Genomic DNA, 12642 nt, shown 5'->3' with positions numbered 1-12642 from the left:
GGCGGGCGGCGGAAGCCGAATGACTCACAGAGGCGGTGGGCCCGCTCCATGAACGTGGCGCTGGTGATGCTGATCGACTCAACCCCGGGCATGCTCCACAATCTCCCGTACCACCGCCCGGCCCACGCCGCTGCCCTGGACCGAGGGGTCCACGGCCAGCATCCGGAACTCCAGCTGGCCGTCCTGCGCCACCTCCGTGTATGGCTGGGTCTGCGAACGTCAACGTCACCGCGGCCGCCACGGTGCCGGCAGCCTCCGCCACCCACACCTGCGCATGTCGGCGCGGTGCGCCACGTCATCGAGCACGCCCATGTGCGGGTGGTCGGCGGCGAAGTGCCCGGCCCGCAAGTAGGCGCCGCGGGTGACGCGCCGGACCTCCGGGAAGTCCGCCGGCACCGCCCGCCGGAACACCACAGTCACGAGGAAGCGCGCGAAGCGTGTGCGGGGTGCCGTCGCCCGAGCTGGCGGAAACCCACAGGGGTGAGGCCAGCCCTATCCAGCTGTTACTCGTGGGGCGCAAGATAACCGCATGAAAAGAATAGTTCCGGCAGGTCTCGCAGCGGTCGTGATGGTGCTCGGCGCCGTCACGACCGCCGTTCCGGGCAACGCAGCCGTCGAGTCAACCCCCGCATCGCCGTCCCCCGTCCCCGGCCACATCATGGTCAAGTTCCGCGACGACCGCGCAGCGGCCGCTGCCCTCCGCCAGCACGGCCTCAGCGACGGGCCGCCGATTGGCAGCACCGGCGCGCACCTCATTACAGTGCCCGACGGCAAGGAGCTCAAGCTCATCGAGGCGTTAAGCCGGAACCCGGTGGTTGAGTACGCCGAACCGGACCAGCTGGTCACCGCCGCCAGCAACGACCAGTACTTCGGAAGCCAGTACGCGCTGCGGAACGTCAAGCAATCGTTCACGAACACCGCCGGCACGGTCACGGTTGCAGCGGGCAAGGATGACGCCGACGTGGACGCAGTCGAGGCATGGGGTGTCACCACGGGCGGCGGTACGAGGGTAGCCATCATCGATTCGGGCGTGGCCGCTGACAACCCTGACATCTCCCCACAGGTTGCCGGCCGCGTGAACTTCAGCGACACGACGATCGTTGGCCCCGATGATTACGACAGGTACGGCCACGGCACGCACGTGGCAGGCATCGTGGCCGCGATCGCCGATAACTCAATCGGCGTTGCGGGTGTTTGCCCCAGCTGCAGCATCCTGGACGTCAAGGTGCTCAACGACACCGGGTCCGGCTCCAGCTCGGCCATCGCCAAGGGCATCGACTGGGCGGCCACCCACAACGCGAAGGTGATCAACATGAGCCTGGGGCAGCGTGTGTCCTCACGCACCCTCGAGGCCGCCGTCAACAACGCCTGGAAACAGGGTGTAGTGATTGTGGCCGCGGCCGGCAACGGCGGGACCCAGGCCCAGGTCTACCCCGGCGCCTACCCGAACGTCATCGCCGTGGCCGCGACCGACAACAACGACGCCAAGGCGTCCTTTTCCACGTACGGCAAATGGGTTGACATCGCGGCGCCGGGAGTCAGCGTGTACTCAACCTTCCCCAACCACGTGTTCGCCTTGGAAACGCAGAACAACCGCTCGGAGGGCTACGACATCCTCAGCGGCACCTCGATGGCATCACCGGCCGTCGCCGGGACCGCCGCGCTTGTGTGGAGCACGTCCGCCGGCACGTCCAACACCGCCGTCCGTGCCAAGGTGGAATCCACTGCTGATCCCATCGCCGGGACGGGGAGCTACTGGGCCCACGGGCGGGTGAACGCGTGCCGGGCGGTGGGGTGCCTTGCGCCCTAAGGGCCTCTGTCAGGACTGGAACTGCTGCGTCAGGACTGGAACTGCTGCATTACCGAAAGATGCCCGGCCCGGGCCGAGACCAGGCATTTGGCCAGGTAGAAGGGCCGGTTCGCGTGCCGGACGTACTGGGTCAGGACCAGTACCGGGTCCGAGGGGCGGAGGTTCAGCAGCTTCGCCCGGCTGGGCCCCACCTGGCTGAGGCTGATCTGGCACTCGCCCGGTCCCGCTAACCTGCCCAGCTGGTTGTTGAGCGCGGCAAGCAGGGTGGTGGCGCCGTCGTCCTCTATCTCGAGGGGCGCGGCGGTGCCCTTGCCGACGCTGACCGGCTGGGCGGTGACGTTCTCCTGCAGGTGGGCGATGGCCTCGCCATCGCGGATGAGGACGGATTCCCAGAGCCAGCAGTCGGTGCCTGGCTCGACGCCGATGCCGGGGGCGACGAACTCGGAGGCGGCCTGCCGGACCACCTGGGCGCGCTTGACCTCGAGCGTCTGGCCGGGGCCGGCGAGGACGTCCTCGAACGGCTGGATGCGCTCGATGCCGATACGGGGGAGCGTGTCCGAGACGAAACGCCCCACGCCGCGCCGCGCCCTGATGAGCCCATCTTCCTCGAGGAGCATGAGGGCTTCGCGGACCACCGTACGGCTGACTTTCATGTCCGTGCCGAGTTCGGTCTCGGTGGGGATCATGGAGCCGGGGGTGAGGAGGCCGTTGCGGACGGCCTCGGCGATGCGCGAATACACCGCCACGCGCAGTGGCGAGCCGGGCTGGGCGGCCACCGGCCGGGACAGGAACCGGGCGGCGTCCTGGTGCACGTTTAGCCTCGCTCTGTGGTTGGTTTCTCAGGGGATTCCAGACTAGAACACGTTGCACCCGTTTGTTGGACAAGTAACAGGCCGGGATGGATTTACAGCAGGGGTCCTCCTTCACGCTGCCCTTCCCGCCGCTGACCCTTCCGGCGGTATGGAGCCCGGTTGTAGTGTCATTGCGTGATCGTCCCCGATATGGCTCAGGATGCGGCTGGTGTCGCGGACCACTACGACGAGCTCGATCCCATTTATCGCCGGGTATGGGGCGAGCATGTCCATCACGGGCTGTGGACCACGGGTCGCGAGACTCCCGGCGAGGCCGTCGAGGCGCTGGTGGACGCCGTGGGCGACCGGCTGAACCTCACGCCTGGGCAGGCGTGCGTGGACATCGGCTGCGGCTACGGCTCCACCGCAAGACGGCTCGCGGCCACGCGTGGCGTCCGCGTCACCGGTTTCACGGTTTCCACTGAGCAGGGTCAGTACGCCGCCGCGCATCCAATGCCCGACGTCGACATCCAGGTCCGTGACTGGCTCTTCAACGGGCTGCCCGATGCCTCGGCCAATGCGGCCTGGGCGATTGAGTCAAGCGAGCACATGGCTGATAAACAGGCGTTCTTTGCCGAGGCGCACCGCGTGCTCACTCCCGGCGGCCGGTTGGTCGTATGTGCCTGGCTCGCCGGGACCGATGCCAGGGGGTGGAAGGTCCGCCACCTGCTCAAGCCCATCTGCCGCGAAGGGCGCCTGCCCTCGATGGGCACCCGCCAGGAGTATGAGGCAATGGCAGTGGCGGCGGGCTTTGCGGTCACCGGGTATGAGGATGTCAGCCGCCGCGTCGCCCGCACCTGGCCGATCTGCGCCGGCCGGCTCATCAAGGCCCTGCTCTTTGATCGACAGACCCGCCGCCTCGCCCTCGGCGCACGCGACCGCAACGCCTTCCTGGGCATTCCCCGCCTCATCCTGGCGTACCGCACCGGTGCGATGCGGTACGGCATCTTCACCTTCTCGAAGGCAGGGGAGAACGGGGCGCTACGCGGCGGGCGCCCCGGGAACTGAACTGCGGAACTGAACTGCGCTATCCCTGTCCAGCGCCGGTACGCGCCCGCCACGCATCGAGTTGCTCGATGGTTTCGGGATTCTGGTAGGCAATCTTCTGACCACTGGCCAGCTCGATGGTGTTGCTGTGGGTCTTGATGCCTGCGGGGATCTGCCGGTCGCCACTGGCCCGCACGAAGTTGTCCTTGGCGCCGATGAACTGGTTCCGGGCGATCTCGATGTCGCACGGCAGCTGCATGTCGTAGGTCAGCAGGTGCGTGCCCATGCCTGCCTGGTCCGGCCGGATGTTCGCGGCCCAGGAGATGCCGGCGTCGCGGCAGTCGTTGTCGGTGAAGGCGCACCGGATGTGTCCCGTCCCGGCGGCCGGCATTCCCCGGGACCAGACCTCAAGGCTCTGGTTGCAGTTCTCGATGGTGTTGCCCACGAACCGGCAGTCCGTCCACGCAACGTTGTTTCCCTCGACGCTGCCCTGCATCGTGGTGCCCGTGTCGTAGGTCTGCCGGATCGTGTTGCCCTGGACCAGCACGTTCGCGCAGCCAATCCAGATCTCAACGCCGTTCCCGTACCGGGTGGTCTTGGTCAGCTGGGACCCGCCGATCTCCTCGATCAGGCAGCCGGTGACCTCCGCGTTCCGGGTGCCGTAGATCCCGACACCGTGCCCGCCGTGGCCCAGGATGTGCAGGTCCGAGGCGGCGGTGTTGGAGGACGGCCGGAAGCCCTGCTGCTTGACGGCAATCCCGACGCCGGCGCCCGGGGAGGTGCCGAGCTTTACGTATACGAAGGTGTCGTCGCTGTAGAAGTCCCAGTCCTGCGCCAGCTCGGCCAGGCTCCACCGCTTCCAGCCGTGGATGGCGCCCCCGGCCTTCAGGAAGCCTACGTTGGTTGACGTTCCGGCCGTGTTGCCGCTGAACTGCCCGGACCCGGGCCGCAGGTTGAGCTTCCAAACGCCGGGACTGTGCAGTGCCCACGCATCGTTGCTGACCTTGTAGCCGTTGATCTGCGGCAGTTCGCCCGTGCCGTACGCACCGAGGGTAAACACTCCGGAAGTGCCCTTCACCGCCGGGATCTGGAGCGCGCCCGGGAAGACGTCGCCGCGGCGCAGCAGGACCGCATCCCCGCGCCCCACTTCGCCGGCGTCAAGTGCCGCCCGGACCCGTGCCAGCGACTGCCAGGGTGCCGCCTTCGTGCCCGGGTTGGCGTCGTTCCCGATGCTGCTCACATACCGCGCGTTCGGGTCCGCCGCGAAGGACGCCGGGGCAGCAACAGGGGCGGCGCCGGGCGCCGGCGAGGGATCCGGGCCCCGTGCAATCATGCTGGGGATGCCGGCAGTGATGGCCGCTGCCCCGATCAGCTCCAGGAATGTCCGTCGCCCTAGCAACATGGCGTCCCGGGCATGGCGATGCGAAGGTTATTGGAGAAGGGCATCCATAGATTGTAGTCGAACTGTTATGTGGGCGGCGACTTGGGCGCCTGGCGCCGTGTTAATGGAGGTAATACCGGGCGGGGCGTACGACGGCGGCCCGCACCCGGGCGGGCCGGTGCGGGGTTCAGCGGGCACCGGTGCCGGACGCCAGGTGTTGCCCCTCCGGTCGTCCTTCCGCCGCTGCCCAGTGCCTGCGGAGCCCCTCCGCCAGCCGCTTCGGCTCCGCCCGGTGAGGGGGATCGAAATGGTGCCGCCGGGGGAAGACTTCCAGATGGAAGTCGGGAAAGAAGACCCGGGCCAGCCGGGCTGCAACCTCGCCGAAGTCGTCCGGATGGCTCAGCCCGCCAAGGGCAAAGAACACGGGCCTGCTGAAAGCGGCCAGCCGTGACCTGTCGAGGTCGTAGTTGTTGAAGGTCTGCATGAAGGCCCTGATTCCGGCGGGCCGCTTGGCCATCCACGGCGGCGGGGGACCATCAGGCTGAGGCGGAAGGACGACGTCGGACCTCACCTGCAGCTTCATGAAGGCGGGCATGAACTGCTCAGGGGGCAGCCCCTCCAGCTCCCCGTACTTCTTCCAGTGTTCCGCGTAGGCGGGGCTCCAGTCCCAGCGCCCGGCCCACGCCGGCTCCACCAGGGCCAGGCTCTGCAGCCGTTCCGGGTGTGTGGCCGTGAAAGCCAGCGCCGCGGCGCCCCCGCCGGAATAGCCCAGCAGGTGGAACGTCTGCCACCCCAGCGCATCGGCTTCGCGGAGGACACCGTTGACCTCCGTGTCCAGGTTCCAGTCCTCAGGCGGTTCATCGCCCTTGTACAGTTCCAGTTCCTTGGCCACGGCCTGCACGTCCGGGCCGAGGGCCTCAATCAGGGGCGCGTAGGCGATCTCCGCAGGGACTACTGAACCAGGAAGCAAGAGGGCCCGAATCGGTTCCATGCAAGAAACCATACGCCCGTGCCGGCGGCGCACAATGGGGAGTTGGCCGCCCGCCACAGGGCCTGCGGTAGGGCGCCACGGGCCCCTCAGGCCTGCGGCCCTTGACACCCGTCCCCGCCCTTACGACTATCGAAGGGCTGGGGAGCGTCGTGTCATCCGCAAGCCGGCTGCCGTCCGGCTTCTCGAAAGGGGGAATCCGGATGCGGTCTGCACTCCCACGTCCCGGCCGCTTCCGGGGAACGGCCGCCGGCGCCGCCGCGGTTCTCCTGGCCGCCTCCCTTGCAGGCTGCAGTACCGGGGATCCGCCCGCGCCCACCCCGCAGGGTGATGTCCGGATCGCCGCTGTGGGTGACATGAACGGCGTCAGGACCTCCCGCCGGGACAGCCCCTCCGGCCGCAACGGTGCGGCCATCTCCCAGCTGGTCCAGAACAACGAAATCGACGCGTTCCTGGGGCTCGGGGACTTCCAGTACGCTGAACCGCGCTGCGACGACTACGTGAAGTACTGGACGAAGCTGTGGGGCGGCACGAAGGGCAAGTTGTACTGGGTGTCCAGCCCCAACCACGACTGGAAACCGGGCCGCAACGAAGACCTGGACGACTTCATGAACGGCCAGTGCCCGGGAGCCCCGGACAAGGCGGCGATCAACCAGCAGCGGGGGTTCATTGGCAACGCCCAACCGTACTCAAAGGATTTCGGGAAATGGCATTTCGTGTTCCTCTCGTCCGCGTACTGGACGTATGACCCCGGCGGGGCCTGGGCTTTGGCGGGGTGGCTGGACAAGGACCTCACTGCCGCGCAGGCGGAAGGCAAGTATCTCGCCGTTGTCTACCACGAGCCCTACTTCACCTCGGACACGGACCAACACGGCCGGGCCACGGAGCACAAGCCCTGGATCGACGTGATGTGGAAGCACCGCGTCCGCCTCACCCTGTCCGGGTCCCAGCACAACTACGAACGGTCCTGCCCGGTGGACAACGCGGACCAGTGCGTCGGCGACGGGATGACGGCGTTCCAGGTTTCCACCGGAGGCATTGGCCTGCGGCCGTTCACCAGCAACCCGCCGTACATCGAAAAGCGGTTCAGCGACACCCACGGGTTCCTGCGGCTGACACTGCACCCCGACGGTTCCTTCGACTGGAACTTCGTGCCGACGTCGGGAACGAGCACGGACTCGGGCACGCGCCCGGGTCCGTAAAGCCCTACAGCGTCTCGGGCACCGGCCGTCCCGGGAAGAGCATCGAATACTGCTTCCGGTACATGCGCCGGCCCACCAGGCGGTAGGCGAGCCGGACGGGTGGCGGGATCTCCTTGAACAGTTCCGCCCGGTCTGCCGGAGGATTGGTGGACAGCACCATGCCGAGGTAGCTGACCATGAACTTCTTGTCGAACTGCTTGATCCCGTGCTGGCCCACCGCGGCGGCTTCCTTCTCCGTCAGCACCCGGTCCACGGCGGGCATCACCTCGGTGACCTCGCGGCGCAGGTGCACGTTAAGGAGCGCCGACAGGTCCTCGTAGAGTGCGGCCAACTCCGCCGCCGTCTCCTCGTCCGCCGTCTCCATCCAGCGCAGGCGGACGGGCCCGATGGCGTCCAGCCGCTGGGTCACCTGCCGGTGCTGCTCGAGCATCAGCCCCACGTGCAGCGCACAGGCTGGTGCCCGCTCCTTCAGCTGCGGGTACATCAGCAGGTCCTCGCCCTCGTGGTGGATATGGAGCACCTTGTCGAAGTTCCCCAGCACTTCCCCCACATACGCGGCCCGTTCCGTGTCGCCCGCCCGCACCGAGCGGACCAGGCCGGGTGCCTCGCCGTAGGCCCACAGGAAGAAGCGGTGGATACGCCTCATGGCCGCCGTCCCGGTACACAGGACGGGTCCCGGCGGCAATGGTGCTGCGGTCTCGCCGGGCTGCATGGTGAAGAAATCGGCGGTCATGATGGGGCCCCTATCGGTCTCGCGAAACCAGGACCTCTCCCCGCGAGCATCGTAGCCCCGGGCGCCAGGGCGCACAATGGGCAGGCAGGAGTACGACGGCGGCACATGACCCGGGGTGCGCACGGCACCAACACCAGGGGCTTTTCCCCCTATCCAGCCGACGTGGGTGGGCGCAAAGATAGCCTCCATGAGAAGACTCTTCATCGCCGGTCTCACGGCAGCAGTCATGGGCTTTGGAGCCATCACCTTCGCAACCCCGGGCACCGCCGCGGCGGATTCTTCCGCCGTCCCCGGGCAGATCATCGTGAAGTTCCGCGACGGTGGCGCGGCGTCCGCCGTGCTGGGCCGGCACGGCCTCAGCCAAGGTCCCGGGATCGGGAGCAGCGGCGCCCACGTGGTCGCCGTCCCCGCGGGAAAGGAACTCCAGCTCATCGAGGCCCTGACCCGGAATCCGGCCGTTGAGTACGCCGAACCGGACGAGGCCGTCGGCGCGGCCAGCACCGACGAGTTCTTCCCCAGGCAGTATGCATTGCAGAACGACGGCCAGTCGTTCACCAACAACAACCCCGACTACCCGATAACCGTGGCCGGCGGCACCAAGGACGCCGATGTGGACGCCGTCGAGGCCTGGAACATCACCACCGGCGGCGGCATCAAAGTTGCCGTGCTGGATTCCGGCGTCGCCACCGACAACCCGGACATCACCCCCAAGGTCGTGGCCCGCGCCAACTTCAGCAGCGCGTCAACCAATGAGGACGACTACGGCCACGGCACGCACGTGGCCGGCAGCGTTGCCGCCAGCACGGACAACAGCATCGGGGTGGCCGGGGTCTGCCCGGGCTGCACCATCCTGGCCGGCAAAGTCCTGAACGACAGCGGCGTGGGCTCCAGCTCCGGCCTTGCCAGCGGCATCGACTGGGCCGTCAGCAACGGTGCGAAGGTGATCAACATGAGCCTCGGCGTCCGGGCATCCCGCACTCTTGAAGCGGCCGTCACCAACGCGTGGAACAAGGGCGTGGTGCTGGTGGCCGCTGCCGGCAACGGCGGCAACCAGGCCAAGATCTACCCGGGCGCGTACACGAATGTCATCGCCGTCGGCGCCACCGACAACAACGATGCGAAGGCGTCGTTCTCCACCTATGGCTCCAGCTGGGTGGACATCGCGGCCCCCGGCGTGAACGTCTTTTCCACCTTCCCGAACCACCCGTTTGTCCTGGCCTCGCAGAACCACCGCGCCCTGGGGTACGACGTGGGGAACGGAAGCTCGATGTCCTCGGCCATCGTTGCCGGCGTGGCCGCCCTTGCCTGGAGCGCCCACGCCAATGCCACGAACAAGTCAGTGCGCAGCAACGTTGAGGCTTCGGGCGAGATCAAGCCCGGCACCGAAACGTACTGGGCGCACGGCCGGGTGAACGCCGCCAACGCCGTCAAGTAATCCCTGCCGCACGCGTTTGCGTGACTTATGGGCGGGGCCGGAGCCGAAACCCGTGCAAAATCGGGGGCCGGTGCCGCTACAGGGCCTAAAAGTCACGCAAACGCGTCAGCGTGGAAGGTCAGGCCCGCGCCTGCAGCCCCGGGACGCCGTCGCGGATCTCGAAGGAGGCCTTCGTGGACACTGGAGCCCCCGGCGTCGTCACGTGGTCCACGACGCGGAAGTCGGCGGTCATCGCGTCCTTGGTGATGCGGGTGTTCACGTAGCCGCGGTTGTCGTTGTAGAACTTCAGGTGCGGGTTCCAAGCCATGGTGGCGTCCGTGGTGGAGCCGGTGCCGTTGCCGGTGGACGTGACGGACGTGCACACCAGCTCCGAGCCCACCACCGGTGAGGCCGGGTCCTTGTAGTCCACCTTCAGGTCGTTGGCCCAGTTCCGGTGCACGTCGCCGGTGAGCACGACGGCGTTGCGCACCTTCGCGTCCAGCCAGCCCTGGGTGATCCGCCGGCGGGAGGCGGCGTAGCCGTCCCAGCCGTCCATGGAAACGTCGTCGATGTCCGGTGCCTTGTTGCGGTCGCGCTCGGCGAAGAAGACCTGCTGGCCCAGGATGTCCCACCGCTGGGTGGAGTTCCGGAAGCCGTCCAGCAACCACTTCTCCTGCTCCGCACCCGTGATGGTCCGGTCCTCCGCGAGCCGCTCCGCCACGTTCTTCTTCCAGCCGTCGCCTGCGAGCTGGTCGTCCCGGTACTGGCGGGTGTCCATCATGTGGAAGTTTGCCAGCTGGCCCCACTGGATCCTGCGGTAGATCTTCATGTCCGGGCCGGCCGGCAGGGACGACGGGCGCAGCGGCATGTTCTCGTAGTACGCCTGGAACGCGGCGGCGCGGCGCTGCCGGAAGTGCTCCACGCTGTCGTTGAGCTGGGCGGGATCCTGGTTTTCCGGGACGTCGTCCGCCCAGTTGTTGTCCACCTCGTGGTCGTCCCAGACCACTGCCCACGGTGCGATCGCGTGCGCAGCCTGCAGGTCGGCGTCGGCCTTGTACTGCGCGTGCCGCTGCCGGTAGGTCCCGAGCGTGACGGTCTCGGGGCCCTCGTGGTCGCGCGGGTTCCCGCCGCCGATCACGTAGCTGCCCTTCTTGTACTCGTACAGGTAGTCGCCGAGGTGCAGGACCAGGTCAGGGTGGTCCTCGGCCAGGCGGCGGTAGGAGGTGAAGTAGCCGTGTTCGTACTGGGCGCAGCTGGCGAACGCCATGGCCAGGGCGGCGGGCATCTCGTGCAGCGCCGGGCTGGTCAGGGTGCGGCCCACCGGGCTGAGGTGCTTTCCGGCGCGGAAGCGGTAGTAGTACTCGCGGCCGGCCTTCAGCCCGCGCAGTTCCACGTGCACGGAGTGGGCGGCTTCAGGACGGGCCTGCTCCACGCCGCGGGCCACCACGTTGCGCATGCCCTGGTCCTCGGCCACCTCCCACTGCACGGCCACCGGCCGCGACGGCATTCCGCCGAGCCCGTCCTCCGCCACCGGGTTGAGCGCCAGGCGGGTCCACAGGACGAAACCGTCCGGCCACGGCTCGCCCGACGCGATGCCGAGCATGAAGGGATCGCTGCGCAGGCCCGCATCGTCCGCGGTGGAAACGGCGACGGCGGCATTCGGCAGTGCGGCGACAAGGCCGGCCCCGAGGCCGGCGGAGATAAGGGTTCTGCGGGAGATGTTGTCCATGGCTCCCAACGTATTTTCAGGCGTTGTACAGGTTTTGAGGAGGATGTGAATGACCGGTTAACGGTGTGACAAGGCTTGTCGACACGCTTCCGCCTGTGTCCCGGCGTGCAGGTTAACCACCGGGGCCGGGTTAACCGACTGTACAGGCAGCCCGGAACGCCAGGTAGCGCGGATCGTTGCGGCCCACCAGCCGGCCCAGCGCCTCGACGGCAAGCGGATCCCCCGCCCCCATGTCCGTGGACAGCCAGCGCACCAGGAGGCCGGGATCGCTGCTGGAGCGCACGGCAGATCCCACCGCCATGTCCAGCTGGTCGCGGAGCAGCTGGACCGCGAGGGCTCCGGACCGGCTGAGCAGGGGAGCGCGGTAGGCCTCGAGCGCTTCGGCAACCACGCCCTCGCGCAGCAGCCGCAGCACCTGCCCCGAGTCGGACCGGCCGGCCAGCCCCGCGGCGAGCCGGTAGGGGTTGGACTCCACCGCATCACCCAGCATTGAGCGGACCCGGAACATCTCGGTCCGGATGGCCTGCGGCGTCCCGGCATCACCGTGCAGCTCATACGCCAGTTCCTCCGCCGGCCACCCCTGGGACCGCGAATCGAGCAGCGCCAGGATTTCCGCCCGGCGCAGCGTCAGCGGGGCGCGGCTCCCGTCCGCAAAGACCACGGCCGGCTTATCGCCCAAAAGCTCCAGCGACTTCACGGCAGCCGCAGGCCGGGCAGCATGGGAAGCGGGCCGGCGGGACGCACTTGCAGGTGGAACGGCACCCAAGGAGGTTCCGCCGTCGGGCGTTCCCAGCAAAGCCTCCGCCACCCGCACGGCGCACCGCACCATCCGCAGGGTGTCCGCGCTGAGCGTGTCGAGCGGGCCTGAGACGTCCAGCACGCCGAGCACCCGTCCGGTGGCCGGGTCCGTGATGGGCGCCGCCGTGCACGCCCACTCATGGTGTGTTCGGACCAGGTGTTCGGCGGAGAACAGCTGGACGGGTCCGCCGGTAACCAGCGCCTCGCTGATGGCATTGGTGCCGATCCCGGCCTCGGACCAGTCCGCGCCTTCCAGGAACTCCAGATGGTCGGCCCGGCGCAGCACGGCCGGGCTGCCCACCCGCCACAGGACCTCGCCGCCAGCATCGGTGAGTACCAGCAGGTGCCGGCCGGAGCGCGAGTCATCAGCCAGGAGGTCATGGAGTGCCTGGCATGACCCGCTGGAGCCGGTGCTCCCGGCGAAGTTCCAGCACCTCGGAGACGTCGTGCAGGTGCCGCGGGCTGTGCTGGTCGGGGCTGATGCCCAGGGCCATGGACCGGCGCCACGAATCAGCAAGGCGGGCTGGGATTTCGGGCCGCGGCACACCGGAAATGACAAGCTCGTGCGCGCGCCGCAACGTCCGCGCATACGACGCCGGGTCAGAGAACCTCAGGCCGTAGTCCACTCATCCCTCCTCGCAGCCGGCGCCCTTGCCGGATCCGTGTAACGCCGCTGTTACCCCCGCCGCGCTCCAATGGTGATGCAGCTCACGTCCGCCCCAGCATACCGCAGGCCGCACGGCGGATGG

The 12642-nt window shown here is 68.2% G+C and carries 13 protein-coding genes; 4 read left to right on the top strand and 9 right to left on the bottom strand.

Annotation, left to right across the window (positions count from 1 at the left end):
- Window positions 1-78 precede the first annotated feature (78 nt).
- On the bottom strand, window positions 79-192 hold the full coding sequence (locus AC2JAJ_RS02110; RefSeq protein WP_486414463.1) for a GNAT family N-acetyltransferase: 114 nt from the start codon (window positions 190-192) through the stop codon (window positions 79-81).
- A 33-nt stretch (window positions 193-225) separates the two neighbouring features.
- Window positions 226-420, bottom strand: coding sequence for a hypothetical protein (locus tag AC2JAJ_RS02105; RefSeq protein ID WP_486414464.1), 195 nt, complete (start codon window positions 418-420; stop codon window positions 226-228).
- 109 nt (window positions 421-529) lie between these two features.
- Here AC2JAJ_RS02105 and AC2JAJ_RS02100 point away from each other — a divergent pair, with 109 nt between their 5' ends.
- A complete protein-coding gene (locus tag AC2JAJ_RS02100; protein WP_501053327.1) occupies window positions 530-1810 on the top strand; it encodes a S8 family serine peptidase in 1281 nt (426 codons plus the stop codon).
- A 29-nt stretch (window positions 1811-1839) separates the two neighbouring features.
- Here the strand turns inward: AC2JAJ_RS02100 and AC2JAJ_RS02095 are convergent, their stop codons facing one another.
- Window positions 1840-2622, bottom strand: a complete 783-nt coding sequence (locus AC2JAJ_RS02095; protein ID WP_486414466.1) for a GntR family transcriptional regulator — start codon at window positions 2620-2622, stop codon at window positions 1840-1842.
- 189 nt (window positions 2623-2811) lie between these two features.
- Between AC2JAJ_RS02095 and AC2JAJ_RS02090 the strand changes: the two genes are divergently transcribed.
- On the top strand, window positions 2812-3669 hold the full coding sequence (locus AC2JAJ_RS02090) for a class I SAM-dependent methyltransferase (protein WP_501053326.1): 858 nt from the start codon (window positions 2812-2814) through the stop codon (window positions 3667-3669).
- A gap of 19 nt (window positions 3670-3688) precedes the next feature.
- Here the strand turns inward: AC2JAJ_RS02090 and AC2JAJ_RS02085 are convergent, their stop codons facing one another.
- Entirely contained in the window at window positions 3689-5050 is a 1362-nt protein-coding gene (locus AC2JAJ_RS02085) for a right-handed parallel beta-helix repeat-containing protein (RefSeq protein ID WP_486414468.1), read from the bottom strand.
- Window positions 5051-5216: 166 nt separating this feature from the next.
- Window positions 5217-6020 (bottom strand): alpha/beta fold hydrolase, encoded by an 804-nt coding sequence (locus tag AC2JAJ_RS02080; RefSeq protein ID WP_486414469.1) that lies wholly within the window; start codon window positions 6018-6020, stop codon window positions 5217-5219.
- Window positions 6021-6220: 200 nt separating this feature from the next.
- On the opposite strand from AC2JAJ_RS02080, the gene AC2JAJ_RS02075 reads away from it, so the two are divergent.
- Window positions 6221-7219 carry a metallophosphoesterase family protein gene (locus AC2JAJ_RS02075; RefSeq protein ID WP_486414470.1) on the top strand — a complete coding sequence of 333 codons (999 nt, stop codon included), beginning with the start codon at window positions 6221-6223 and terminating at the stop codon, window positions 7217-7219.
- 4 nt (window positions 7220-7223) lie between these two features.
- Here the strand turns inward: AC2JAJ_RS02075 and AC2JAJ_RS02070 are convergent, their stop codons facing one another.
- The gene (locus AC2JAJ_RS02070) at window positions 7224-7952 is read right to left on the bottom strand and encodes a hemerythrin domain-containing protein (RefSeq protein ID WP_221384179.1); all 729 of its coding nucleotides are present in this window, start codon (window positions 7950-7952) and stop codon (window positions 7224-7226) included.
- Between the two features lie 187 nt (window positions 7953-8139).
- Here AC2JAJ_RS02070 and AC2JAJ_RS02065 point away from each other — a divergent pair, with 187 nt between their 5' ends.
- Complete coding sequence (locus AC2JAJ_RS02065) at window positions 8140-9387, top strand: S8 family serine peptidase (protein WP_501053325.1); 1248 nt, start codon at window positions 8140-8142, stop codon at window positions 9385-9387.
- Between the two features lie 118 nt (window positions 9388-9505).
- On the opposite strand, the gene AC2JAJ_RS02060 is transcribed toward AC2JAJ_RS02065, so the two are convergent.
- The 3 genes from AC2JAJ_RS02060 to AC2JAJ_RS02050 all read right to left on the bottom strand — a co-directional run bounded on the left by AC2JAJ_RS02060 (window position 9506) and on the right by AC2JAJ_RS02050 (window position 12519).
- Window positions 9506-11095 carry an alkaline phosphatase D family protein gene (locus AC2JAJ_RS02060; protein ID WP_501053324.1) on the bottom strand — a complete coding sequence of 530 codons (1590 nt, stop codon included), beginning with the start codon at window positions 11093-11095 and terminating at the stop codon, window positions 9506-9508.
- 130 nt (window positions 11096-11225) lie between these two features.
- Entirely contained in the window at window positions 11226-12203 is a 978-nt protein-coding gene (locus AC2JAJ_RS02055) for a GAF domain-containing protein (protein WP_501053470.1), read from the bottom strand.
- Between the two features lie 67 nt (window positions 12204-12270).
- A complete protein-coding gene (locus tag AC2JAJ_RS02050; RefSeq protein ID WP_501053487.1) occupies window positions 12271-12519 on the bottom strand; it encodes a hypothetical protein in 249 nt (82 codons plus the stop codon).
- Between the last annotated feature and the right edge of the window lie 123 nt (window positions 12520-12642).

The sequence above is a fragment of the Arthrobacter sp. MOO21 genome (genome assembly GCF_057369995.2).
The sequence above is the reverse complement of the archived record's forward strand: the minus strand, read 5'-3'. Positions and strand labels throughout refer to the sequence as shown.